Annotated in this window: 23 protein-coding genes and 1 pseudogene; 9 read left to right on the forward strand and 15 right to left on the reverse strand. The window is 50.2% G+C overall.

The annotated features are described in order from the left end of the window. Window positions 1–32: 32 nt before the first annotated feature. Window positions 33–1178 (reverse strand): hypothetical protein, encoded by a 1146-nt coding sequence (locus tag V3C10_20050; GenBank protein WVP61570.1) that lies wholly within the window; start codon window positions 1176–1178, stop codon window positions 33–35. A 343-nt stretch (window positions 1179–1521) separates the two neighbouring features. Here V3C10_20050 and V3C10_20055 point away from each other — a divergent pair, with 343 nt between their 5' ends. The 3 genes and pseudogenes from V3C10_20055 to V3C10_20065 all read left to right on the forward strand — a co-directional run bounded on the left by V3C10_20055 (window position 1522) and on the right by V3C10_20065 (window position 3727). After that, a complete protein-coding gene (locus V3C10_20055) occupies window positions 1522–2805 on the forward strand; it encodes a Zn-dependent hydrolase (GenBank protein ID WVP61571.1) in 1284 nt (427 codons plus the stop codon). A gap of 70 nt (window positions 2806–2875) precedes the next feature. After that, window positions 2876–3079 (forward strand): substrate-binding domain-containing protein, encoded by a 204-nt coding sequence (locus tag V3C10_20060; protein ID WVP61572.1) that lies wholly within the window; start codon window positions 2876–2878, stop codon window positions 3077–3079. Between the two features lie 84 nt (window positions 3080–3163). Continuing rightward, window positions 3164–3727 (forward strand): annotated as a pseudogene (locus V3C10_20065) (DUF6282 family protein). Between the two features lie 233 nt (window positions 3728–3960). On the opposite strand, the gene V3C10_20070 reads toward V3C10_20065, so the two are convergent. Then, window positions 3961–4662 carry an RraA family protein gene (locus tag V3C10_20070; GenBank protein WVP61573.1) on the reverse strand — a complete coding sequence of 234 codons (702 nt, stop codon included), beginning with the start codon at window positions 4660–4662 and terminating at the stop codon, window positions 3961–3963. A gap of 396 nt (window positions 4663–5058) precedes the next feature. On the opposite strand from V3C10_20070, the gene V3C10_20075 reads away from it, so the two are divergent. From V3C10_20075 to V3C10_20090, 4 genes are all read left to right on the forward strand, one after another. After that, window positions 5059–6000, forward strand: a complete 942-nt coding sequence (locus V3C10_20075; GenBank protein ID WVP61574.1) for a 2-hydroxyacid dehydrogenase — start codon at window positions 5059–5061, stop codon at window positions 5998–6000. 650 nt (window positions 6001–6650) lie between these two features. After that, window positions 6651–7082, forward strand: a complete 432-nt coding sequence (locus V3C10_20080; protein ID WVP61575.1) for a MarR family winged helix-turn-helix transcriptional regulator — start codon at window positions 6651–6653, stop codon at window positions 7080–7082. Between the two features lie 33 nt (window positions 7083–7115). Beyond that, complete coding sequence (locus V3C10_20085; protein ID WVP61576.1) at window positions 7116–8474, forward strand: MATE family efflux transporter; 1359 nt, start codon at window positions 7116–7118, stop codon at window positions 8472–8474. Between the two features lies 1 nt (window position 8475). After that, window positions 8476–9471, forward strand: a complete 996-nt coding sequence (locus V3C10_20090) for an MBL fold metallo-hydrolase (protein ID WVP61577.1) — start codon at window positions 8476–8478, stop codon at window positions 9469–9471. A 63-nt stretch (window positions 9472–9534) separates the two neighbouring features. Here V3C10_20090 and V3C10_20095 read toward each other — a convergent pair whose 3' ends face one another. The 13 genes from V3C10_20095 to V3C10_20155 form a co-directional block, all read right to left on the reverse strand. Beyond that, window positions 9535–9993 (reverse strand): threonine/serine exporter family protein, encoded by a 459-nt coding sequence (locus V3C10_20095; GenBank protein WVP61578.1) that lies wholly within the window; start codon window positions 9991–9993, stop codon window positions 9535–9537. Next, window positions 9990–10748 carry a threonine/serine exporter family protein gene (locus tag V3C10_20100; protein WVP61579.1) on the reverse strand — a complete coding sequence of 253 codons (759 nt, stop codon included), beginning with the start codon at window positions 10746–10748 and terminating at the stop codon, window positions 9990–9992. Before V3C10_20100 ends, V3C10_20095 begins: the two co-directional genes overlap by 4 nt. A 1-nt stretch (window position 10749) precedes the next feature. Beyond that, a complete protein-coding gene (locus V3C10_20105; GenBank protein ID WVP61580.1) occupies window positions 10750–11070 on the reverse strand; it encodes a DUF3870 domain-containing protein in 321 nt (106 codons plus the stop codon). A 245-nt stretch (window positions 11071–11315) separates the two neighbouring features. Then, entirely contained in the window at window positions 11316–12101 is a 786-nt protein-coding gene (locus V3C10_20110; GenBank protein WVP61581.1) for a serine hydrolase, read from the reverse strand. A 12-nt stretch (window positions 12102–12113) separates the two neighbouring features. After that, a complete protein-coding gene (locus V3C10_20115) occupies window positions 12114–13421 on the reverse strand; it encodes a Na+/H+ antiporter NhaC family protein (protein ID WVP61582.1) in 1308 nt (435 codons plus the stop codon). An 81-nt stretch (window positions 13422–13502) separates the two neighbouring features. Beyond that, the gene (locus V3C10_20120) at window positions 13503–14591 is read right to left on the reverse strand and encodes a dipeptide epimerase (GenBank protein WVP61583.1); all 1089 of its coding nucleotides are present in this window, start codon (window positions 14589–14591) and stop codon (window positions 13503–13505) included. Between the two features lie 36 nt (window positions 14592–14627). Then, window positions 14628–15962 carry a Sapep family Mn(2+)-dependent dipeptidase gene (locus V3C10_20125; GenBank protein WVP61584.1) on the reverse strand — a complete coding sequence of 445 codons (1335 nt, stop codon included), beginning with the start codon at window positions 15960–15962 and terminating at the stop codon, window positions 14628–14630. A gap of 152 nt (window positions 15963–16114) precedes the next feature. Beyond that, the gene (locus V3C10_20130; protein ID WVP61585.1) at window positions 16115–16399 is read right to left on the reverse strand and encodes a hypothetical protein; all 285 of its coding nucleotides are present in this window, start codon (window positions 16397–16399) and stop codon (window positions 16115–16117) included. A gap of 199 nt (window positions 16400–16598) precedes the next feature. Further along, window positions 16599–17618: a M14 family metallopeptidase gene (locus V3C10_20135; GenBank protein ID WVP61586.1), complete on the reverse strand. Its 1020-nt coding sequence runs from the start codon at window positions 17616–17618 to the stop codon at window positions 16599–16601. Between the two features lie 74 nt (window positions 17619–17692). Next, complete coding sequence (locus V3C10_20140; GenBank protein ID WVP61587.1) at window positions 17693–18814, reverse strand: 4-hydroxybutyrate dehydrogenase; 1122 nt, start codon at window positions 18812–18814, stop codon at window positions 17693–17695. A gap of 22 nt (window positions 18815–18836) precedes the next feature. Next, window positions 18837–20117, reverse strand: coding sequence for a TRAP transporter large permease (locus V3C10_20145; protein ID WVP61588.1), 1281 nt, complete (start codon window positions 20115–20117; stop codon window positions 18837–18839). Continuing rightward, the gene (locus V3C10_20150) at window positions 20114–20632 is read right to left on the reverse strand and encodes a TRAP transporter small permease (GenBank protein ID WVP61589.1); all 519 of its coding nucleotides are present in this window, start codon (window positions 20630–20632) and stop codon (window positions 20114–20116) included. Before V3C10_20150 ends, V3C10_20145 begins: the two co-directional genes overlap by 4 nt. 38 nt (window positions 20633–20670) lie before the next feature. Continuing rightward, window positions 20671–21762 carry a TRAP transporter substrate-binding protein gene (locus V3C10_20155; protein ID WVP61590.1) on the reverse strand — a complete coding sequence of 364 codons (1092 nt, stop codon included), beginning with the start codon at window positions 21760–21762 and terminating at the stop codon, window positions 20671–20673. Window positions 21763–21978: 216 nt separating this feature from the next. Here V3C10_20155 and V3C10_20160 point away from each other — a divergent pair, with 216 nt between their 5' ends. Together V3C10_20160 and V3C10_20165 are read left to right on the forward strand one after the other, a co-directional pair. Then, window positions 21979–22899 carry a LysR family transcriptional regulator gene (locus V3C10_20160; GenBank protein WVP61591.1) on the forward strand — a complete coding sequence of 307 codons (921 nt, stop codon included), beginning with the start codon at window positions 21979–21981 and terminating at the stop codon, window positions 22897–22899. Window positions 22900–23048: 149 nt separating this feature from the next. Next, complete coding sequence (locus V3C10_20165; protein ID WVP61592.1) at window positions 23049–23783, forward strand: DUF4825 domain-containing protein; 735 nt, start codon at window positions 23049–23051, stop codon at window positions 23781–23783. The last annotated feature ends 7 nt before the right edge of the window (window positions 23784–23790 follow it).

Consider the following 23790-nt stretch of genomic DNA (forward strand, 5'->3'; position numbering starts at 1 on the left):
GGAAAAAATTCCGCCGCAGGAAGGTTTTCCTCCTACTGTATCGGATTATTCCCGGTCAGATAATACTTTATCTCCTTATTAAGGCCGAGGGACAGCTCAAACTGATAGACGGCGGCGTCTCCCTCAAAATAGAAGTCTCCCTTCCCGTCTTTTACCTTGACGGTCATATCAATGGCGTGTTCCCCGGTTCCGTCCCCTTTTCCTTCGGCCAGGACGGTAATGGTTCCGTCGGAATCTCTGTAAACAAGCTTGATTTCACCGCTCTCTCTTACCATGCTGCCTTTCACCGAAATCTCCGTCCCCTTGGGCGCTTCCACACGCACCAGGCCGCGTTTATCCTGATTCTGATGGATAATGCCCTTCAGGAGGTATGCATCTCCCTTTGATTTACTTTCAAATTCATTATAATAACTCTGCTTTTTGTTCCCCTGTTCCTGGCCTCCAACAGCTTTCTCAACCTCAGACACCGCGCCTGTGCGAATTGCCTCCGCCGGTTTTAACGATGAATCTGAAAAATAATAGAGATAGTCGTGGCCCTTATCATCGGAGATCCGAATCGCTTCTTCAGCTTCTCCCGCGGCCGCTCCATTTACCTCCACACGCACGGCCCTGGCCGTTGCTGGATCCAGTTCCGTCTTTCCAAGTGCGTCGGAGATTGCTTCCATATTGGCCTGAAGATCATAGAGGTATGATGTTTCCACCACCTTTACCCTCGACATGCCTTCCCCATGGTAGGCCAATACGCCGTAACCGCATTTCCCATTGTCGGCCGAAAATGTGCAGTAATAAAGCTCTGCATCTTTCTCAACCCCGGTGAGATCCCGGTTCAGAACCTCATAGCGGGCAAAACTGTCATAATTCCAGACCGGATTTGAGATTCCCTCTTCCGTCCAGCCGCCTATCAGGTTCTTAAAAATTGATTTCTGCAGCATCTTATAAGCCCGTGAGCTCTGGCCTTCATAATAGGAAGTAACGGCGTGCTGCATATCCATCGCTGCCGTACTGGTATCCGTTACTGCCGTACTGCTTCCGGTACTCTCTTTACCGGAACCCGAGGTTTGCACCGTCGCTATTGCTCCCGATGTGGACTGGGGCACCGTATCAGAAACACCGCTGCCGGCACACGCCGTACTCATAAGACATCCTGAAAGCGCTGCGGCTAATAATATTTTTTTCATAGGAATCCCCCCTTAATTTCAAATTTGCTGTCCTAATAAATCCCGATACCTAACTTCTATTCTACATAACTTTATTCAAATAAGCTACTATAAATAAAGAAATACCTGATTACAAAATTATGAATCATGATATCCCCTCCACAGGCGGATATGTGGTATAATTTTTTATAGAATCGTTTTTTACCGGCATATTACGGTTTCTGTATTCTCAACAGAAATTCACTGCAGAAATCCTTATACTCCTATAATCCTGCCTATTCTTTTTTCGTATCCGCCGCAGAGAGCAAAGAGAAACCGGATGCTGATTAAAGCTTGCAGATATCAGGAGGCACCAAATATAAATATGAAAGGAAAAACCGCTGGAAGACTCCTTCCACCGGCAGCATACAATATGAGATGTAAAATAGAACGGATACGGCATGATTTGGAATCCCTGGCCGAATTTAACATGACTCCCGGTGACGGCTGTACCAGGCTCTCCTATACGAGGGAATTCGCCCTGGCCCGGGATTATATCAGGAACGAAATGGAGGCGGCCGGTCTTAAGGTACGCGAGGACGCGGCCGGCAATCTCATCGGGCGCTATCCCGGGAAACTGGATAAGCCCGTTATCATGACGGGCAGTCATTTTGATACCGTATTCCACGGAGGCAATTTTGACGGTCAGGCCGGCGTATGCGCGGCGATAGAGGTCGCCAGGATACTTGGGGAAAACAACTTTACTCCCTGTCATCCTATTGATTTTATCGCCATGCCGGAGGAAGAAGGCGCAAGATTCGGCGGAGGCCTGTTTGGAAGCAGGGCCATATGCAGCGGTGTTTCCACAGATGAACTGAAAACCCTTAAGGATGCGGACGGAGTCTCGCTATACCAGGCACTGGAAAACTACGGCCTGAATCCCGATGAAATAGGAAATGCCAGAATGCGGCCCGACGATATTGCAGCCTTTATTGAACTGCACATCGAACAGGGGCCCGTATTGGAACAAAACGGCAAAGATATCGGTATTGTAGATGCAATCGTCAGTCTGGAGGGCTTTGATATCCTGATTAAAGGGAGAGCCGACCATGCAGGCAGCACCCCGATGGCGATGCGTGCGGATGCCCTGGCAGCTGCGGCAAAGGCTATTTCCGCCGCCACCGACAAAGCGGTGGCGCTCGGTGACGGAACAGTCGTCACCTTTGGCTGTATCAAATCGGTTCCGGAGTCCGCCAATGTCGTTCCGTCGGAAGTACGGTTTACCGCAGACTGCAGAAGCCCCTACGTATCATCAATAGGCAGGGTCATGGAAACCTTTAGGGAAAGTCTGCGGGAAAGCGCCGGGGCCTTCCCAGATTTGTCATTCGAGATTAAAAGGAATCTCCAGGCGGAGCCTGCGATGATGGATGAAACCTTGAAAAAGCTGATTGAGGAGGCCGCCGATGAGTTGTCCTTATCCTCCATGCATCTTTTATCGGGAGCCGGACACGACACCATGAATTTCAAAGGGATATGCCCTCTGGCCATGATTTTTGTCCCAAGCAGGGGCGGAAGAAGCCACTGTCCACAGGAATGGACCGATTACCGGCAGGTTAGCGACGGAGCCGATGTGCTGCTCCGGACTGTCGTAAAAGCTGCCTCCCGGTAGGTTTCATAACAGCCGGTTCTTTCCTCCCGCCGGCTGATGGCACACTTACGGAAAGATAAGAGGAATTTATATGAACTTAATCAGCCTTTATTATTTTGTAGAGCTGGCAAAGGAGCTTCATGTTACCAACGAAAGAGGGATTCCCACCTACCGCGGCCAGATCTGTCTTCCCAAGATTCTCCCCCGCTTTTATCAGAAATGGCCCCATGTTCATATTCAACTGGTCCATGAAACCTCCGAAAAAATGGAAGCGATGCTGTTCAACGGTAATTAACCGTCGTGGGCGGTCTCGTGCTGAACCGGCAGGCCGGAGGGCTGAATCCTGTTGCGGTAGAACGCTGCGGACAGGCCGGGGGGACGCTTTTTATGGTTTCCTACACTGGATGCCCGCTGCTACCAGTCTTTTCGCCGCGGACATGATACCGGCTGTGACCTTTCCTCTTACCTCTCTGTCCTGGACGGGGACGGACGGCTGCTGCCTCAAGTGTATGAAATCTTTGAAGCCGTAAAACAGTATGGCATGATTCTCTGTACCGGTCATCTAGGTCCTGCGGAAGGAATGATACTGCTGCGCGAGGCCAGCCGCTGCGGAATAAAAAGAATGGTAATTACCCATGCGGATAACCCGGCCAACCGTTATTCCCTTGAAGAGCAGCGGGAATGCGTTTCGATGGGAGCCGTTGTTGAACACTCTTATTTTACTACCTACTATAACCGCACCTCCTGGGAGGATTTAACCGCACAAATCCATGGGATCGGCGCTTCCCACATCTACCTGACCACGGATTTCGGGCAGACAGAGTCCCCCTTCTCCGACGAGGGCATGGAATTGTATGCAAATGGTCTTTTAGAGCACGGGATTACACCGGAGGAACTGGATCTCATGATACGCCGCAATCCGGAAGAACTGCTGCAGGGGTAGGGCGGAAATCAACCCTTTATTCAACGGCATCTTACTATAATCAATCTACATAAATATAAAGAAAGAACCGGGTGTCTGTATGCCATACCCGGCTCTTTCTTTTCCTTAATTTATTATATCTTTTTCTATTACTCTCTTTTGCGTTGCAGCTGTTTTACTTCTCTGATACCGCTGCCGCGTCAGCGCCCTGGCTGTTATCGTTTCTTCCCGGTATTTCTTATTCTTCCGTCACATTATGGTCTGTATACATCATTGATAATTTCAAATCCTTTTTCTTCCAGGGACTTCTCAACCCAGCCGCGGTTCGCCGTTCCATTCTTCGCCGCCTCCAGTTTTTTCTCATCGGCAGCCTGAAATTTCTTTGCCTCCTCCAGAATCACAGCCGCGTCCTTTCTCGGAATACAAATCACTCCATCCGGATCCGCCAGAATAATGTCTCCCGGATTCACGCTGATGCCGCCACAGGAAATTGGAACGTTGATTTCACCTGGCCCCTCCTTATATGAGCCTCCCGGTGTCGTGCCGGTGCAGTAAACAGGGAAATCCCATTTTCCGATTTCATCGATGTCACGGATAGGGCCGTCCAGAATAATTCCGGCAATTTTTTTCGTATATTTTAAATAGGCCATCATTATCTCTCCCATCAGGGCTCTGGTATTATCCTCTTCATTGGAAACAACCAGCACATCTCCCTCTTCGCAGAAGTTCAGCGCCGCGTGAAGCGCCAGATTATCGCCGGCTCTGCCCTTTATCGTATAAGCCGGTCCCACCATCATCTGGTTTTTTGGACTGCTCACGAGCTTAATTCTGGGATTCATGGCACAGTTACGGCCCATCACATCCGCTGTATTTGATGCCGGAATACTTTTAAACTCTTCCATAATTTCCGGATCCGGCATTTCTCTCTTTAAGTAAATTCTTTTTCCCACTGACATTTTTAATTCCTCCTGTATTTTTAATCGATTTCCATAGCTATGTTTTTTCTTAATTTCATTCTAATCTAGGCATATTCATAAATCAAACAAAGAAAAACAAGCCAAGTTAACAATAAAAATTTGTTAAAATTTCCAGCATGTCAAAAATCATTATACCTTCCACATTCATCTCTGATAAATTTTAGTAATCCGTAAAATCTGCCGCCACAAAAAGACGTTTGTGTGGTATCATAAAAGCATAATTCTTTTACCGGCGGACACGTCCGGCCGCCATCACGCGGTTCGGCTTTCCGTCCTCCGTAAAGAGTTATTTTAACTTTACAAAAACGCCGTTATGATACGAATTTTGACGTTTTTCAAGCCTATAAGTAGAGCCGCGAAAGGAGATCTGTTATTATGAAACTTGTTATCATTGAACCTCTTGGAGTCCCGCAGGAAAAGCTCCTGTCCATGGCGCGCGAAGCGCTTCCGAAGGATTTGGAGATCGTATATTACGACACCCGCGTTACAGGTACGCAGGAATTGATTGAGAGAGGCAAAGACGCTGATATCATCGTTGTGTCCAACCTTCCGATGAACGGCGAAGTAATCGACGGATGCAAAAACTTAAAGCTCCTGTCCGTCGCATTTACGGGAGTTGATCACATTGCCATGGATCACTGCCGCAACAACGGCGTCATGGTCTGCAACTGTGCCGGATATTCCACCGTAGCCGTAGCCGACCTTGTATTTGGCATGGTCATCGCACTTTACAGAAATATCATCCCATGCAATGATGTGGTCAGAAAAGAGGGAACAAAAGACGGCCTTGTCGGCTTTGAGCTGGAAGGCAAGAAGTTTGGTATCGTGGGAACTGGCGCCATCGGGCTGCGCACGGCAAAGATTGCACAGGCCTTTGGCTGCGAAGTATATGCATACAGCAGAACGGTGAAAGAAATTGAGGGAATCAAATATGTTTCCCTGGATGAACTTCTCCCCACCTGCGACATTGTTTCACTGCACACACCGCTTACGCCGGAGACAAAGGGCCTGATTGGCAAAGAAGAACTGGCCAGGATGAAGGAAACGGCAATCCTGATTAATACGGCCCGCGGCCCTGTAGTGGACAGCGAGGCCCTGGCCGAAGCGCTGAATGCCGGCCGGATCGCCGGAGCCGGAATCGACGTATTTGAAAATGAGCCTCCGGTGAAAAAAGATCACCCGCTGCTGAATGCGAAAAATGTGATTGCGACGCCTCATATTGCGTTTGCTACAAAAGAAGCGCTGGTGAAGAGGGCTGTGATTGTGTTTGAAAATGTGGCGAAATGGGTGGATGGAACGCCTGTGAATGTGATGTGATTTAGTTGGGGGAAGGACGTTGATGGATGGATGGCGGACGGGGTGAGTTAGGGATTGGTTGTGTCTTCAGTCCCTATGTGAGGTTGTGGTGAGGGGAAATCCGGGAGAAAACTTTCCCGCATAATTTATTGATGGGACTGAAGTTCAGGCAGGGATCGGCCCGTCCGTCATTCCGGCATCGGCTGACTGTCTCTTCCGCCAAATGGGGGAGAGGTATTGTCGCGGCCACTGCTTGCTTATAAACTGCCCTTTTGGCGGATTGTATTTTATTGTTGATGAATAAGCGGAAGGGTATCGCTAAATCACAAAATAAAGTGATGGAACGATACCCTTGTTTTTATGGATAAAAAATGGACGGCTCCCCTGTTTAAGGGATTTCGTCCGTTTTTTTGTACTTTAATCAACCTCACGGTTCCTTTCTCTTTTATACGCTTTGCGGTGCAAAGGGATGGCTCCCGGTTGCTGCCCGATTGAAAAACGGAGTTGACAAAGAATATATGTTCGTTTAGAATGTTAGGGTGCTTACATCTTTTCAGTAAAGCCAGGGGCGGAAAAGCTGATTCGGATTGATTTAAGGCGCAGGCGGCCGCTCCCGGAACAGGCCCTATCTCTTTAAATATATGAAATAAGCATCCAGGAAGGAAATAAAGATGACAGTAAACACCCATGTCGGATTTGAAATCCGCGTATTATCCAATCTTATTTACCGCAGAATCAATCAGATGTCGGCCCAGGAAGGGGAGACGCTGACCGCGAATCAGGACTGGGTTCTGCACTTTTTAATTCAGTCGCAGGGAAGGGATATCATGCAGAGGGATATTGAAAAGGAATTTTCAATCCGCCGCTCCACGGCCAGCCGGACTCTGCAGCTGATGGAGCGCAACGGATATATCCGCCGTGAGCCGGTTTCCTATGACGCCAGGTTAAAAAAGCTGGTCGTGACGGAGAAGGGAGCCGAGGCACGGGCGAGAATGATCGACCGTCTGAACCGGTTTGAGGCAGAGCTTCAGTCCGGAATATCCCGGGAGGAGCTTAATCAGCTTACGAGCACGATAAGAAAGCTGGAAGAAAATATCAAGTAGTTATTGCAGGCAACGAAAAGGAGAATGATTTACATGAACACAAACAGAGAATTATTTGAGGAGGCGCCGGTCCCCAAAGCGGTAGCCCTCATGGCTGTCCCCACCATGATTTCCATGCTGGTGGTAGTTATTTATAACATGGCCGATACATTCTTTATCGGACAGACCGGAGATCCCCTTCAGGTGGCGGCCGTTTCTCTGGCTACACCGGTTTTTATGATTTACATGGCGCTGGGCAACCTGTTCGGTATCGGCGGAAGCTCCGCCATATCGCGGGCGCTGGGAGAAAAGCGGATGGATCGGGCCAGGAACCTGTCGTCCTTCTGCTGCTACGGCTCTCTCGGCCTGGGCGTAATAGTTGCGGTGCTCTTTATAGCCGCAATGGATTTGATTCTGAAGCTGATAGGAGCCAGCGCGAATACAATTGAGTATGCCAGACAGTATCTGACCTACATCTCCTTTGGAGGCCCCTTTATCATCTTCGCCACTGCCTTCGGCAACATTCTCCGGGGCGAGGGAGCAGCCCGGGAATCAATGATTGGAAATCTGATTGGTACCGTGGTCAATATCGTACTGGATCCGGTTATGATTCTGGGACTGGGCTGGGGTGTAAGCGGCGCAGCCATTGCCACCGTTATCGGAAATATCGCGGCCAGCGCCTTTTATCTTGTCTATTTCCTCAGGAAAAAATCTTCCCTCTCCATTAAGCTTAAGGATTTTAAGATGGGCGGACGGATCGCATCCGGCGTGGCTTCGATTGGAATTCCGGCATCCCTGAATAATATTTTGATGAGCTTTGCCAATATTATTTTAAATCTGGCATTGGTAGGATACGGAGACACTCCGGTTGCCGCCATGGGCGTGGCGATGAAGTCGAATATGCTGGTTGTGCTTCTTCAGATTGGCCTCTGTGCCGGCATCCAGCCGCTGATTGGTTATAATTACGGAGCCAGAAATAAAAAGCGTCTGATGCAGGTCTTTCGTTTTACCGGTATCTGCGCCGTGATCATGGGTACGGTGCTGACGATTATCATGATGATTGCACGCCGGACTCTGATCCAGGTATTTATAAACGATCCCGAGGTTATCGCCTATGGAATCCAGATGGTCATTGCCCTTCAGCTTTCCGGCCCGTTTATCGGCATTCTCTTTCTCTGTATCAACACAATCCAGGGAATGGGAAAGGCGCTTCCGTCATTGGTACTTACAGTCTGCCGTCAGGGCCTGATTTTTATCCCTCTCGTATTTATGCTGAACCGGATGTTTGGACTGGACGGTGTAATTTATGCGCAGCCTGCGGCCGATTATTTATCAATTATATTGGGCATTATCATTTGTTTCTGGCTGTTTAAGGCAATGTCGCACCGCAACGGCGCTGAGGAGGAATTCTGATATGGGAGAGCATGCGGTTGAACAGATAAAAGAAAATATATTCAGGCTGGGCGTCACGCTGCCTCAGAATCCCTTAAGGGAGCTCAACAGCTACCTGATCCGGGGCGGGGAGCGGGATCTTCTAATTGATACGGGATTCCGCCGTCCGGAATGCCGGGAGGCGCTGATGGCAGGCATTGAAGAAGCCGGCAGCAGTACAAGCCGGATCGATGTGCTTCTCACGCATCTCCACTCGGATCACACCGGACTTGCCAGGGAGGCAGCGGCCCCGGACGGACGGATTTATATCAGCGAGACGGATTTCAAGGTATTACAGGAGGGATTTCTTCCGCAGCGGAGTCTGCTCCGCCACCGCCAGTTTTTGGAGGCCGGTTTCCCCGAGGAGCTGTTAAATGAAACAGAGGCGGTTAATCCGGCGTCCCGCTATAAACTGGATGCACTGGACGGACGCTTTTGCCCGCTGCATGAAGGCGATAAGATTCAGGCCGGTCCATACAGCCTGACTATGATTTCCGTGCCCGGACATACGCCCGGCAACGCGATGTTCTGGGAAGAAAATCAGCGTTTTATGTTTACAGGAGATCATATCCTGTTTGACATTTCTCCAAATATTACATCCTGGCTGGGTGTGGAGGACTCTCTGGGTAATTATCTGGACAGCCTGAAGAAAGCAAAGAAGTATCCGGTGGTTTTTGCATTCCCGGGTCACAGGAAGACGGGAAATTATGGGGAGAGGATTGAACAGCTTCTGCTTCACCATGAAAAACGTCTGGAGGAGGTCATAAAACTTCTGAAGGAAAAACCGGATATGACAATTTATGAGCTGACCGGAAAAATGCGCTGGAAGATCCGGGCAAACAGCTGGGAGGAATTTCCCGCGGCCCAAAAGTGGTTTGCAGTAGGGGAATGCATGGCTCACGTGGATCATCTGGAGAAACTTGGAAAAATCAGCCGTTATTTTGAGGACGGCGTCTGGAGGTACCGGGCGGATGCCTGACAGAAGGCGCCTGACGAAAGATAAAGGGAGCATGTCACGGTTCAGTGACAGCTCCCTGTTTGTTTAGTTACGTCTTTTGCTGTTTGCCATTTTTAACAGCATATCCACCGGTCCGCGAAGTGATGTCACGACCATGATCCCGGCTGCCAGGGCTACCGCCAGGCCGAGGGCGGAGCGGGCTTTTTCGGCAAAGACGGGCATGTCCATCTTCAGGGCCGCGCTTACGGCGTAGTAGAGAGCACCTCCCGGGATGAAGGGAATGACCGTCGGCATCAGGACCGTGGTCGCCGGTGTTTTTAATATTCTGGCCCATATCTCGGCGTAGATTGTGATCAGGATGGCTGAGGTGAAGAAGCCGAGGTAGTCATTCTGCACATAGTGAAAAAAGACCAGGTAGAGTCCCCAGAAAGCGGCTCCTCCGAGGGAGGAAATCAGGATTCGCCTGCCTCTGGTGTTGTAAAGAATGGCAAAGCCCAGCGATCCGAAGAAGGATGCGGCGATTGAAAAACATGCATCTCTCATAAGCTGCCTCCCGTCAGGATAATCGCAATGATAAATCCGCCGGCCACACAGATTGCCGTGATGATCGCCTCTGAAAAGTGAAGAAGGCCGCTGATCATGTCACCGCTGATGAAGTCGCGGAATGAGTTTGTCAGAAGGACTCCCGGAATCAGCAGCATGATATTTCCTATCATGATTGCATCCAGGTTCCGCCCAAGGCCCACAAAGCATACAAAGATACAGCCGAGACCCGATAGGATGGAACAGATAATATTGGAAAAAATCTGTTTCATTTTCATGGCCTGCAGGCCGAACAGTGTCATTTTTAAGAGCACTCCGACAAAGGCGGCGGCGAGCCCGTCTCTTAAGGTTCCCCCGAAAAAAATGGTGAAAGCGGCGGCCACCATCGCGCAGACCGCGACCTGTACCGCAGGGGAATACTCCCTGCTCTGCACAATTGCCTCAAACTCCTCTTCCACCGTGTCCCAGGACGGACGCCCGGCGCAGATTTTCCGGGACAGGTTGTTCAGCCTGTCCAGTCTATACATATTGGTCCCGTAATTCAGGATCCTTCTCGTCTGGGTAATCCATTCGCCATCTGCCGTTTCCAGAGAGACTATGATACAGGAGGCAATGGAAAAAATATGGCTCTGGCGCACCCCGTATGCCCTGCAGATGCGGCTGATGGTATCCTCCACACGGCTGATCTCCGCACCGTTCACCAGAAGCTGTTCCCCTATATTGATCGCACAGGTCAGTATCTGTTCATTCGTCATATTATGATTCCTTAATCTTCTGAAAACGTTTCAGTGCATCACGGTAAGCGACGATGATCGCCTTTGTCGATGAACCAAAATACCGTCTTTTAACCTCCGCCTCAATTTTCTCCGAATCGAGTTCTATTCTTTTCCCCAGAAACAGCCTCCGTATGAAATCCTTTGTCAGCTCCAGAGTCCGTGAACAGTCCACGTCCACAATCTCCTCTGTCTCCGGTATGATTTCAAAGGCAATGTAGAATGTCCCATAGACCTTTGTAATCGCATTATCCAGGTTCGTCCTGGACTCACCGATGATGTACACCGTCTCCTCCTGATTCATCTCCCCTACCCCCATTAAACTGTATACTGTCCGCGAACAGCAGTTTAAAGTATGCGTCGCATCGCTCCGCATAACTCGTGATATTCACAGAACTCTGCGAAAACGCCTCGCGGATTGCATCATAGCTGAACTGTTATTTATTATACGGCAGGTATCATTTTCCTGTCAAGAAATGCAGCCGCAAATAAACTTCATTTGCGGCTGCCTCCATAAATATTCCTGACTTTCCACACAGGCCGCGCGGCCTATGAAAGTTCCTCGTATACGATCCTGGATATTCTGCCGATTGCCTCTCTGCCGTCCTTATTTGTCGGCATCCCGCTGGTAAGGATCACAAGAATGTAGGGATGATCCGGAAGCAGGATGATCCCGCCGTCATTTTCCAGGAAATCCAGATCTCCGCACTTGTGCGCCACCTCCACCTCTTCGGGCAGATAGAGCTGGAGGCGGCCGGACTGCTGCTGCCTTTTCAGGATATCAAGCATCATAGCGCTGGCCTCACCGTCCACGCAGTCTCCCGTATAGATTTTCCTGAGAATCAGGGCAATGTCGTCGGCGCAGATGTAATTATCACGCCCCTGCTTTTTGGCCTCGGAATCCATCATCTTCCGCCCCAGCGAGGCCTCTTTCAGTTCCAGTTCCCCCGCCATCTTATTAATGCCGTCCATTCCCAGCATTTCTATCAGGATATTGGTAGCCTCATTGTCACTGATAATAATCATCAGCGTCATAATCTCTTTTATCGTAAAGCAATGTCCCGGAGCCAGTTCCTTAAGTATTCCGTCGCCGCCCGTCTTCATCTCCTCGGTAACGGTAATTTTGTCGTCCAGCGACAGTTCTCCCCTGCGGACGCGGCGCATCAGCTCCGCCATGATAACCAGCTTGATCGTGCTGGCGGAGGGAACGCGCCGGCCGCCGTCTATCGAAAATCCGTCCTGTTCTTTCAGGTCGTAAAATGAGACGGAAATCGTTCCGCTCTGTGATTCGGTATATTCGTTTATCTTTCTTAAAAGGTTCTCCCTGTATGTCATCCTTCTTCTCCCCTATCCGAAAATTGCGCGTACGCCTACATAGATAATCGTAACGATGGTGATCGTGACGCCGAATTTCACCATATTCTTCAGATCCTTGGAGCGGGCGAGTCCCATCTGTCCCAGCATGTCCGCCTCGGGATAGGCAAAGGATGTAATCTGGGAGCCTACCAGCAGTACGGTTGCCCAAAGTCCCGTGGACATTCCGATATTATTTACAAGTTCTTTAAACATGCTGTCCATAACAACCGACTGTGCCGCAGCGGCTCCGCCCACGCCGAAGATTCCCGTCAGCGCGGTGATTAAAGAAACAATAATTTTACTGTTGGAACGGAGCAGCGGCTCGATCAATTTTACAAGCGCATCAAATGCTCCCGCCTCGGAAACAAAGCCGATAAACGGAGTAAATAATACGAACATGATAAAGAGCCACATCATCCTGCTGGCGCCCTCGATCATGACGTCGAACAGCTTGTCGGGATGAATTCCGCCTGCAAGACCGGTGATAATCGCCGTCACGGAGATGACCAGGATCGCATAGGAAGATCCCGACTGAAGGTAGATTCCATAACCAATCAGAAGTACCATACAGGCAAAAAATACGGCTGTCGCGCGTTTCGCTTCCGGACTTGCGGAATAATCTGTTTTTGCCTCTTCCACGTCCTCATATTTATACACGTTTCTCGTTTTATTCTGGATTCTGATGGAACAAACGAATGTCGTGATCCAGCAGAGCGCCGCCACGGGAAGGCCGACCTGGATAAAATAATTTCCGTATGTCATGCCCGTAAGGGACATAATCGTCACCACCTGGGGAGAGTACGGCCCGATAAAAAGGCCCGTGATTCCCGCTCCCATCAGTACCGCCGCCATTGTGGACGGCGTCAGTCCAATTATCGCCACCAGCGGAATAATCAGCGGCGCGATGATTGCATTGGCTCCGGCCAGTGTTCCGAGAAGAGCCACAACCACGATAGAAGTAATCATCGATGCAATGATTGCCTTCTTCTCACTGTCAATGCCGATTTTATGCATCAGGGCCATAATCAGGAATTCCGCAACGCCGGTTTCCTTTAACACGGCCCCCAGAGCCGAACCGAGCATGATAATGAATCCAATCATGCCCAGGAATGAGCCGATGGAGTCGGCCAGCACGCCGCCCATGGCGGAAAACGGCTGTTTTGTCATGATTGCGCTTAACACAACGCAGATAACCACATTCAGCACCGGGTTGATATCCTTAAACGCCAGTATGATGTAAATAATTAACGGCAGCAATGCAAATATGGGTGAAATTCCAAATATCATTGTAGATTCCATAGTATCCTCCTTAAAGACATTTCTTTATCTGATCAGTCTCAATACATTTTATTGTGCTTTGTCACTTGATTGGCGGCATTTTTAATGATATACAACTCCCCTGATTCCTTCAATCCCCATTCCCGGTCTGCCGCTTACACGGATCTCTTTCTCGTTGAATACGGCTCCTCCGATTACGGGATCTTCACTGCAGAGTACGGGACCGTCGAGATCGACTTTCGTAATTACCTGTTTTGCACAGGCCAGATGGACCGCGGCATTGACGCTTACCTTGGTCTCAAGCATGCAGCCGATCATACACTCGACGCCGTATATCTCGGCGGCCGAAGCTATCTTCAGCGCATTGTAGATTCCCCCGCATTTCATCAGCTTGATATTGACCAGATCGGCGGCCCGCATCTGCATGATTTTCACGGCGTCCTGAGGTGAAAATACGCTCTCGTCGGCCAGCACCGGAATGCAGGAATGTTCCGTTACATATTTCATGCCCTCGAAGTCGGCGGCCTTTACCGGCTGTTCGACAAACTCGATATCCAGACCGTATTCCTGCATCTGGTTCAGAAGCTTTACCGCCTCTCTGGGTGTCCACGCCTGGTTGGCGTCGATCCGGATACAGATATCCTTCCCCGCCGTCTCCCTCACGGCGCGGAGCCTCTCCACATCCATGGACGGGTCGCTTCCAACTTTAATCTTCAGGCAGTCATACCCGCGTTTCAGCGCTGTTTTTGTGTCCTCCGCCATCTGTTCCGGGGAATTCACGCTGATTGTGATATCGGTCCGGATGGTATCCCTGCAGCCGCCGAGCAGCTTGTACACCGGTATGCCGTAGAGCTGGCCGTACAGATCGTATAGCGCCATATCAAGCGCGGCTTTGGCGCTGCTGTTCTTGACCATACAGGCATTGAGGTCCTTCAGCAGCGACTCAAAATCATCTACTTCGCGCCCGATCAGGAGATGCCTCATATGCTCGTTAACTGCTCCCAGGATGCTCCCCCTGGTGTCTCCCGTGATCACCCCGGTAGGCGGCGCCTCCCCATATCCGGTATTTCCCGTATCGGTGTGGACCTCAACGATGATGTCCTCCACATGGGTCACGGTTCTCAGCGCCGTTTTAAACGGCACATGGAGCGGCACCGACAGCGTGCCTGTTCTTATCTCTGTTATCTTCATGTTCTCCCTGCTTTCTGTTTTCTTTATGTCGCCATGTTAATCTTCTTCACCGGCCATCCGGCTGATTGCATGTGCCATGAGCGTACAGGCGCGGATTAATTTTTCCCGCTCCACGTACTCATCCGGTTCGTGTTCACAGACCGGATCCCCGGGAAATACGGGGCCAAAGGCCAGAATATTCGGCATCATCTTGGCATATGTGCCTCCTCCGATGCACTTGGGTTTTCCGGAAAAACCGGTCACTTCCTCGTAGACGGATGAAAGGATTTTCACCAGAGGGCTGTCCTCCTCCATATAGAGGCTTTTTTTATGTACCAGTTCCGCTGTCGCAAATCCCGCCCCGTGCATCAGCTCTTCCAGCTTCCGCCCACAGGTTTCAAAGTCCAGGGTCACGGGATAGCGCATACTGAACCCGACGCGGAGCGTCTCCCCGTCATAGGCGATGGTTCCCAGGTTCAGGGTCAGATCCCCTGAAACAGCGTCGGAGCATTTCACTCCCGCGCTCTGTCCGTCCCATTCCGTTCCAAATCTTTCAGCAAGAAAATGAATGGTGTCATGCAGTTTTCCTCCTGATTCCAATCCGTCCAGCCCTGCAAGGAGCTTACCAACGGCATTGACGCCCTTATGCGGTATGCTGGCGTGGGCTCCCGTCCCCTCCTCCCACACTGTTTTTGTCTCTCCGTCTTCCTCTATGACGGCGGACGCCAGGGCCGGTACAACGTTGACCGCCGTGCCCCCATGGATTTCCAGGATTCGTATTCCTTTACCGGATACCGGCTCCTTCTGTGGAATCTTCTTTTCATAGACTGCGTTGACAATGCCCTTCTCCCCATTGATTAAGGGAAATTCCCCATCGGGTGTAAATCCCATGACGGGAACCTCGCCTCCGTGGGACAGATAATACTTCATGTCGGCGCTGCCGGTCTCCTCATTGAGGCCATAGAAAATCCTGACCCGGCGTTTAAGTGGGATCCCCGACTCTCTTACCGCCTTCAGAGCATACATGGCGGCTATCAAAGGGCCTTTGTCGTCAATGGCTCCGCGTCCGTAAATGCGCCCATTTTCTTCCTCCCCTCCATAGGGAGGACGCGTCCAGCCCTCCCCTTCCGGAACCACATCCAGATGTCCCAGCACAGCCGTCATCTCTTCTCCGCTGCCGTATTCACAGTATCCGAGCATGTTGTCGATATTGGCGGTCTGAAATCCCATCTTTTCCGCCAGGGAAAGACATTCTTTAAGACACCGGTGAACCCCGGTTCCAAAAGGATATCCGCCCTCCCCTTTCTGTCCTACGCTTTTGATGGCAATCAGCTTCTTCAGATCGCGGATCATCGCATCCGAATCCTTGCAGATCAATTCTTCAAATTTCAAGTTCCCTCCTTCCCAGAGCGTGTTTGAAAATCACTCTGGCACATGATGGCATCCCCCGGTCACTTCCCGGCAGGACGAAAAAAAGCCCAGCAAAAAACAGGATTACCTGTTCTTTGCTGGGTTTCATTTGCTCCAATATAGTGATTGCTATATCATACAAAATGAAGCAGCTCTTCATCTGTATTTGGTTTGTGCTTTATCTTTTGTATTTTGAAAATTTGTCTTTTGTACTTTTTGTCTTTTGTGAACGCTTGGTGTAGCTTTCTGTCTTCTGTACCTGAGTAGTTCTTATGTACTTTCTGATGCTGTTCTTTGGTATCTTCTGCTTTTTTCTTCTGTAAGTTATCTTTCGTAAGCTGTCTTATGTAAGTGATTAACCACAGGTTAAGTATAATATAAAAAAACAGGCTTGTCAATTCTTCTGAAATATTTGACAATTTATTTTTCCCGATTTTGACAAAATCTGTTTTTCCGGATGGATATCAGACTTTATACGACAGCAACGGAGGCCAGCCAGCCATTGAGGATGATGAAGACTTCTTCCTTGCCAGGCAAACATTTTCCGCCCGGCACCATTTAAAAACGGTGTCAGGCGGAAAGTTCTGTAGTATTGGCCGTATTCTTGTTTCAGTGTTACTATCGGATATTTTCAGGATGCAGCGGCTTGCCGAGGATAAAGCCCCAGTTGCCCGGCTGGATTACAGGGTAGCACCAATAGGAACAGATGTAGCAGTCAAAGGGAGCTATCATCTCGCTCACCTTATTGCCGAACAGATCCTCGATCTCCGACAACACGGTGCCCTCTTTGACAAACTCCATCGGTTTTACTTTTACTTTGTGGAAGCCGCCGTCCAGGGTATGCAGGTAGAGCGTCTCGATCTCAATGTGTTCGTCGATATAGGGAACGTCTCCCTCCAGCATATCAAACTCCATCATTACGTTTCTGATGGTGTCGGCCGCCATCGCAACCATTTCATCCCTGTGCTCATGACGGATGCACTGGCCGCCCAGTTCTACGGTGATACTGGCCACGCCGTCCGCATAGGCATTCGACTCCTGGAATCCGCAGCCTTCGGTGCTTTCCATGGTTTCGATCCAAATCAGCTTCGTTCCTGTGGCATAAGCCATCCTCCTGACCATGTCATTCAGCTTCGGATCGGAACCGCATGGGTACAGAGACAGAGGCTCGATCCAAAGGTGATTTCCGCCGCCGTGGAACGAGATGGAGAGATCTGCATTCTTGACAAAGTTCTCCCAATAGTAGTGAGCAACCTTTTTTGTAATGAAACTGCTTGGATCTCCCGGGAAGCAGCGGTTCATATCCTGATGGGACCAATCCTGCGGGGCGCTGCGGTCACCGGCATTGAATGACTCCAGGTTGAGGGCCGGAATGCCCACCAGAGTTCCCTTCAGCTTCATGGGATCCAGCTCCTTGTAAAGCTTAATCAGCCCCTCGGTTCCCTCCTGCTCGTCACCGTGGCAGCAGGCCTCCACCAGAATCGTCAGACCTTCCTCGGCGCCGGTCACGACCATGTACGGAATGCGGACATCCGATCCATCGACCTTCTTGGCGATGTTAACATAACCGAACTTCTTCGTGCCTCTCTCTTTCACCAAATCCTCGTAATTGAAATCCTTGCAATCTGTAATATCCATTGTTGTTTCCTCCATTTCATATTTATAATTATTTATTTGCTTTTCAATGATTCTTCGCCGTACACCGTCCCGGTTTAGTAGAGCTCTGTGTAGATTTTCAGCACGCGGTCATAGTCCAGCGGGACGAAACTGCCGGCCATCAGCCTGCCCTGGGTCTCCATCACGCTCTTTGAAAACGCACTCAAATCCTCCTCGGTGACGCCGTATTCGCGCAGTTTCTTTTTCGGTAAAATCCGGTTTAGCAAGTCTTCCAGACGGTCGTATACATTGTCTTTGCCGCAGTTAAGCAGTCCGGCAAGCCGGCTGTTCATTACGGCGATCTCCCCGTCTGATTTGAGTTCCATATAATTTTTCATCACTCCGGTAAAAATGGCGTAATTGCTCTCCCCGTGAGGTACATGGTATTTTCCACCCAGAGGATATGCCATGGCATGCACCGCCCCGCAGCCTGCGGTACCGAAGGAGATGCCTGCAAAATTCGAAGCAGTCAGGAAATCCTCCAGCAGGCCATTCCTGCTTTCCAGGCCGCACTCTGCCATTTTCTGATACCCGGAGAGAATCATCTCGATGGCCTGATACCCAAAGGTCTTCGTGTACACGGTGGCTTTTGGTGAGAGACAGGACTCCACCGCGTGAACCAGCGCATCGATGGAACTGGTGGCAAAAACACCGAAGGGCAGGCCGCTTAGCAGCTCCGGAATCAGAACCGCTTTATCCGCGTACATCGCCTCGCCGACCAGCCCCATCTTCGTCCCCATCCTGGTCCGGCTGAATACAGCCACATTGGTCATCTCACTTCCGGTGCCGCACGTCGTGGGCACAATAATCAGCTCACAGTTTTTCTTAAGATCCGGCATGGAATTGTAGAGTCCGTCCATGTTCCCGTCCTGAGAACCGACCGCCATGGCCTTGGCGATATCAATGACTGTCCCGCCGCCGATGGCGATGATACGCCTGTACCCGCCCAGTTTCGCGGCGTCCGCGATAATCTGCTCCGTCATAACATCCGTGGGCTCCCCAGCTCCATATTTCTCCTGATAAACCAGCTTTACATCCAGACCGAGTTTCCCAAAATACGGCTCGTAAATATATTGGTTGGTAAGTACCAGGTCTTCGCCGCACAGATGCAGTTCTTCGGCAAATTCCTTACAGCTTCCGAACTTGTGCAGCTCCGGCCTCATTAAAATCTGAACCATGTTATCCTCCTTTGTCTCTTCCCTACCTCAACAGGGTTACCAGGGCAAGTGTGACCGGTTCAAACACATTGACAACCACCAGCACTAACACCTCGGCAATCAGGAAGGGCAGAATCTCCCTCGCTATCTTTTCCAAAGGCATTTCGCCCATGACCGACGCGACAAACAGGCAGGTGCCTACCGGAGGCGTAATTGCGCTGATGCTCAGGTTCAGGCACAGGATGATACCGAACTGGATCGTGTTGATATCCATGGCCACCGCAACGGGGAGCAGCAGGGGCGCCAGAATGACCAGTGCGGCGCCGCCGTCCATAATACAGCCAATCAACAGCAGAAGGAGATTGATGAGCATCAGGGCAACGAACTTGTTTTGTGAAACAGAAAGTATCGCTGCCGACAACTGTTGGGGTACCTGGGCCAGTGTCATAATCTTGCCAAAAATACCTGCGGCAGAAAGCAGAATGAAAATGGTAGCGCTGGTAATGGCAGCTTCTGCAGCACAGTCCAGCAGGCTTTTAAGATTCAACGTCCGTTCGATGAGCAGGCCCACGATTATGGCATAGACACAGGCAACGGCCCCGGCCTCCGTCGGTGTGAAAACACCGGAATAGATACCGCCCAGAATGATTACGGGAACCATAATCGCCCACTTTGCGTCATACAGTGTGTGCAGGAATGCAGAGATGCTGAACTTATTGCCCCTGCCCTTCAGCCCTTCCGCTCTTGCAGTTATGGAAACAGCTATGCACAGGAACACAGCCATTAAAATACCAGGGACAATGCCGGCTAAAAACAGCTCGCCCACACCCACGCCGCACGCAACGCCGTACAGTACGAACATGTTGCTGGGCGGAATTACGGGGCCGATGACGCCGCCCGCAGCAGCAATAGCCAGAGCCTGGGGCTTACGGTACCCCTGCTCTTCCATCTCAGGCACCATCATGGAACCGATAGAAGCACAGGTGGCGGAGGCGGAGCCGCTAAGCGCGGCAAAGAAAGCGGAAGTCACGATTGTGACCATACCCTGTCCACCGGTAAACCGTCCAAACATTGTATCGATCCATTTGCACAGTTTTCTGGAGATTCCTCCGCGGGTCATGACCGAACCGGCAAAAATGTAAAAGGCGATTGCCAGCAGCGGATAAGAAAACAGCGAGTTCATGGCAGCCGCGGCAACTGTGCTGAGCGGAGCCAACTGCAGAATAAAGCAGCTGATAATCGAGGAAAGAACCAGGGCGAAGGCTACAGGCACTTTCAAAATGATAAGTATAAAAAATAGTCCGAGAATCAATGCCGTATTCATGCGTCAGTCTCCTCCTTAATGATTTCTTCGATTGAGCGCTCATCGCTCTTCCCGCGCACTGTATCCACCATGGCAAGAATGACGCGGATTGACATCAAAATCATGCCGACGGGAATCGAAATTGATGCAATCCAATAGGGATACCCTCCGCCCAGAGACGCAGCCTTATGGGCAATATATCCAGAAGTGACGATATATCCCAAATAGATTAAAAACAGGGCGCAGATTACCCACAGGATATCAGCGAGCAAAGATACCACTTTCTGGACCGGCTTCGGCATAAATCCGACAAAGAGGCCGACCCGGACATGCTTACGCTCGTTCGCTGCGGCGCTGGCTCCCAGATATGCGATCCATACCATGCAGAAGAGCATAAATTCCTCCGCCCAGGCCAGAGGCACCCTGAGGACAAAGCGGCAGACCACAGAAATAAAACCCATAAAAATCAACACAATCAAAATCAGTCCCAGGATTGTCCTTTCGATCTGATTATAAATTTGGTATATTTTTTTCATACAACCCTCCTATCAAAAGCACAGCGGAATGGATTAATCTATCGGGCGCGGTACTCCTTAAGCCACGCTACACACTGATCCCAGACTTCTGCTCCGATATCTTCGCGCATTTTATCGTAGCAATATGCCTCTACCTTTTCCACAAAGCGCTGGTAGTCTTCTTCGGTGACCTCGTTCACCTCAACACCCTCGGCTTCGATCTCGGCGTAGACGCTTTCCTTAACCTCCGGGCTTACCACCTTCTGGCAATGCTCTTCCGTTCGTTTAGCGGCCTCCGCCAGAGCGTCCTTCAAATCCTGCGGATAGCTTTCGAGGGATTTTGAATTCCAAATCAGCGTCATGCCGAGGTTTGTAATACTCATCTTCGTATGGTACTTGGTAACCTCGCACAGCTTATCAGCCACAAAGCTGGAAGTCGTGGTATAGGTGCCGTCGATGGCTCCCTGCTGCAGGCTTGTGTAGACCTCACTGAAAGCCATTGCCACGGGCAGGCCGCCGCAGGCCTCCACGAAGTTGTACGGGCCCGGAGAATCATACACGCGGATTTTTAACCCGACCATATCTTCGGGAGTGGTGACAGGGCGTTTTGTGTTCTCAATTTCCTGTCCCATGAAATACTCAAAGAACATCGTGGTAAATCCGTAAGGCTCGCATTCTTTGTTGATCATATCCCGGTACCACTCGTTGGTGGCGGCATACAGCTCGTCCTGATCTTTAAACAGGAAAGGAACGTCCTGAAGACGGACCGCGTTCATAGGCGCAAAAGCCGTGATATTCGACGGTCCCTGCAGAGAGGCATCCAGGCCTCCGTTCATAACCATCTCACCAAGTTCGCGCTCGGAACCCATCGAGCTGTTGGTATAATTAACCCACTCCACACGGCCTGGCAGAATTTCGTCCACCTGCTCCTCAAAATAGTAAATCAGATCCTGCATGGGATCGCCGTCCACATTGGTGGTGGCAATGCTGATCTTGACTTTCTCACCGGAAGCTTCCCCTGCAGCCTCGCTTGCAGGAGACGTTCCGCCTCCGTTGTTACTTGCGGGCGCTTTGCCGCCGCAGGCAGTTAAAGATAACAGGATTGCCATTGACATGGTAACAGAAAAGATTTGACGCATTTTTCGTTTCATATTTCTCTCCCTCTCTTTTTTTAGGTGAAATCATTTAGCTGATTTCTCAACCCTTTTTATTAAAAATACACAAAAATATGCAAATCGTCCAATATATTTTCTGCCATGCTTCACATACCATTTTTGGTATGATATACTTATGCCGTAACTTGTTTAGTAAAATGTCACATTATTTGCCTTGGTACGTCATTCGTTACCGGAAAAGGAGCAATTTTCATGAATGAAAAAGATTTCCAGTATATTCTGACCGTCGCACAATGTGGAAGTTTCAGCCGCGCGGCGGAAATTCTCTATGTCTCTCAGCCTTCCCTGAGCCGCTACATCAGCACACTGGAAAAAAGATTGGGAACGAACTTGTTCGATCGAAGTTCAACCCCTGTCCAATTAACAGAGTCCGGGACAATTTTCTGCAATTATGGTAAAAAGATTCTCAGTTTGGAAAGATCCCTGTATCGGGATCTTCAGGAACAGAACGCCCTGGGAGAGAGGATTCTCAGAGTCGGAGTCCCCCATATCAGTGGAGATTATATTCTGTCACGCATCTTGCCACGGATGGCAAAAAATTATCCGGCTATCAGGATTGACCCTATTTCCGACTACAGCTATAACCTGTACCATCAGCTGGCTGCCCAGAAGATAGATATTGCCTGTGTTGCCGCGCCAAACACCGATCCCTCCATTATGGTCGAACTGCTCTTGTACGAGCCGGTGCTGCTTATCGGAGCAAAAAATCATCCGGCGCTGAAAAATTATGACATTACCCATGCGGATATCGATCATCCCATCTTCATAAATCCTTCCGAGCTGAATGATATACCCATGATCCAATATAAGGCCAGCTATGCAGAGGCCGCTTTACGCCAGAAATCCTACGCGCCGAAAACTACCATTAAGGCCTCGTCGGCCCCTCTGGCCCTTGACCTGGCAGCAAAAGGCGTAGGACTCACCAGCGTGATCTTCAGCCAGCTGAAATACAGCCGTCCTGATATCACTCAGTCGCTGTGCCCTATTTCGATTGGAGACTGCAAGCTGCCTGTCTATTTGGCTTACAACAAGCTTGCAGATAAAGCAATTCCGGAAATTGAGCGTTTTATCCAGGAGGTGAAAGAAGAATACCACAATGCCACCGGATTATAACCGCGCCCTAAAACGATAAACTGAAAAGGAAATGTAAGAATTCTTAGGACGGCCGTAATAGGATCATGGCCTCAAATCGTTTAAAATAGCAATATGTATTTACCGGTACCCGCTGCAGCGGTTCTGCCGGCCGAAAGGGGTGTTAAGATATGAAATTGAAACAAGCTGCCGTCCTGTCCGTACTATGGGTACTTATAGCCCTGTCCGTCTCGGCCTGCTCCGAAAAGGGAGACGAGTATTTTAATGCCGTGGTCACGAAAGTTACGGAAGACGGATACACCGTGGAACCGTTCAAGGGGGAAGCGATTCTAAAAAAAGCGTCCGTCATCGCGCTTTCGGACACCGTCCTCTCCACCAATGAGGTTCCCGATCTGAAACCGGGTGACACCGCCCGCATCGTATGGAACGGGAAGGTGGAAAAGGGGGAACCTGCCTCACTGGGGACTGTCTTTGCGGTTTACAGACTGCCCCCTCTGTACAGCGAAGAACTTTACCAGGCAAAGAATAAGTATATCGGCGACGCCTCTGCGGACGGCCGTCTGTTCGGCCTGCTGTCCGACTGTTTTAACATAGGGGAAGAGAGAACCACCGAACTTCAGACCTCGGAGGAACCTTACACGTACATAATTCATTTTAAAAGCGAACCGGATACCAGACGCATGTATCAGGCCGCAGGCTGCCTCCTGGCTCTGATTGAGAACTGCGGGGAAGTCCGCTGGGATTATCCGTCCGACGGCGGCGGAGTCAAAGAGAGCAAAAGCCTCACCGCAGAAAGCGCCGAAGAACTTCTGGGCATTGAACATATTGCGGAATACGGTAAAAGCGAGGAATCACTGTCACAGCTTCTTGATACGCTCTGCCGTCTGCCCGAGATTAACCGCTGACCCGATC

The organism is [Clostridium] symbiosum, assembly GCA_036419695.1.
Lineage (GTDB): Bacteria > Bacillota > Clostridia > Lachnospirales > Lachnospiraceae > Otoolea > Otoolea symbiosa_A.